The 2,049-nt window shown below is 70.2% G+C and carries 2 protein-coding genes; both read left to right on the top strand.

The genetic code is table 11. The features are described from left to right. Window positions 1–108 precede the first annotated feature (108 nt). On the top strand, window positions 109–1,398 hold the full coding sequence (locus tag VF468_13290; protein HEX5879269.1) for an IS256 family transposase: 1,290 nt from the start codon (window positions 109–111) through the stop codon (window positions 1,396–1,398). A 330-nt stretch (window positions 1,399–1,728) separates the two neighbouring features. Continuing rightward, the coding region (locus tag VF468_13285) for an IS6 family transposase (GenBank protein HEX5879268.1) at window positions 1,729–2,049 on the top strand (321 nt) is incomplete at its 3' end.

Raw genomic sequence — 2,049 nt, 5'->3', positions numbered from 1 at the left:
GAGGTTGTCCCGGTTCCCGTAGAAGTTGAGGTGGCGGTCCCCGCCTGATGCCTGCCGTGTGGTAGGTGTCGGGCATCCGCCAAGACACTCGACCAGAAGGGGACCGCCGTGCCGAAGGATACCCACCGCACCGCCACCACCGACCATGCCCAGCTCCAGTTGCCTGAGCAGGTGACCGTCGCGGTCGCTGAGCTGGCCGGTGCCGCCCGTGAGGGGCTGTTGGCCCTGGCCGTGGGGACCGGCTTGCAGGTGCTGCAGGCCATGCTGGCCGAGGATGTCGACCGGCTGGTCGGGCCCAAGGGCCGCCACCACCCGGCCCGGGCGGCGGTCCGCCACGGCAGCGAGCCGGGCCAGGTGACCCTGGGTGGCCGCCGGGTGCGGATCCGCCGCCCGCGGGTCCGGACCGCTGATGGCACTGGCGAGCTGGCGGTGCCGACCTATCAGGCGTTCGCCGCCACCGAGCTGCTGGACCAGCTGGCGGTGGAGCGGATGCTGGCCAAGCTGTCCACCCGCCGTTATCGGGTCGGGCTGGAACCCGTGGGCACCGAGGTTGAGCGGGCGGCGGTGGGGACCTCCAAGTCGGCGGTCTCGCGTCGGTTCGTGGCCCGGACCGAGCACGCCCTGGCCGAGTTGCTCGCCCAGGACCTCTCCGGGCTGGACCTGGTCGCGCTCATGATCGACGGGATCCGGGTGGCCGACCACACCTGCGTGGTCGCGCTCGGTATCACCATCGACGGGACCAAGGTCCCCCTGGCCCTGGCCGAGGGCGCCACCGAGAACACCACCGTGGTCACCGACGTGCTGACCGGGCTGCGGGAGCGCGGGCTGGACACCACCCGGCCGATCCTGGTGGTCCTCGACGGCGCCAAGGCCCTTCGCCGCGCGGTGCTCAACGTGTTCGACCACCCGCTGATCCAGCGCTGCCAGCTCCACAAGCTCCGCAATGTCACCGACCGGCTGCCCGACGCGGTGGCCTCGACTGCGGCCAAACGGATGCGGGCCGCCTACCGCAACCCCGATCCGCTGGTGGCCCAGGCCGACCTTGAGGCCTTGGCGCGGGAGCTGGACCGCGCCCACCCGGGCGCCGCCGCGTCGCTTCGTGAAGGGCTGGCCGAGACCCTCACGATCGGCCGGCTTGGCGTGCCACCCACCCTGGCTCGCACGTTGCGGTCCACGAACTCGATCGAGTCGATGATCGAGATCTGCCGCGATCACGCCGCCAACGTCAAGCGCTGGCAGGACGGCCAGATGGTGCTGCGCTGGGTCGCCGCGGGCATGGGCGAGGCCCGCCAGCAGTTCCGCCGCGTCAACGGCCACCTGCACCTGCCCGCCCTGCGGGCCACCCTCGACCAGAGGATCGCCACCGCTGTCACACCGACCAACGAGGATGCCGCCTGATCACCCATCGGGCCGCCACCCAAGTTCCACGGCGAGCGGGACAACCTCTTGCTTAGCCTGGATCCACCGAAGCGCACCTATGTGATGACGCGTTTACGCGGGTCAGATGGCCTCTCTCGCCCTAGGGTCCTGCACCCATTGGGTGAAGCGCCATCCCGCCTCCAATGGCCTGCTGACTGCGGAGATACTATCGAGTTTCGCTGATGCTTCGGTGGATCCAGGCTCAGCACGGAGCTCACTCGCTGATCGGGGACGCCGCCGGCCCGCGGCATTGGCCTTCAGGCTCTGTTGCGTTCTTCGTGACCGTGCCTGGGCGGTGAGACTGCTGGCATGAGAACTCGGCCTCGCCCTGCTCCCGTCCCGCGATCTGCCTTCGCCGGCTTCCGCTTCCCGCCCGATGTGATCGTGCTGGCGGTCCGCTGGTATCTCCGCTTCGGTCTGTCCTATCGCGACGTCGAGGAGCTGCTCGCTGAGCGAGGCGTCGAGGTCGACCACGTCACGGTCTACCGCTGGGTGCAACGGTTCACGCCGCTGCTCGCCGAGGCCGCCCGGCCCTGCCGGCACGCGGTCGGCGACCGCTGGCAGGTCGACGAGACCTACGTCAAGGTCGCGGGCCAGTGGCACTACGTCTACCGGGCGATCGACCAGTTC

This window comes from Actinomycetota bacterium (genome assembly GCA_036280995.1).
In the GTDB taxonomy this organism is placed as follows: domain Bacteria; phylum Actinomycetota; class CALGFH01; order CALGFH01; family CALGFH01; genus CALGFH01.
The sequence above is the reverse complement of the archived record's forward strand: the minus strand, read 5'-3'. Positions and strand labels throughout refer to the sequence as shown.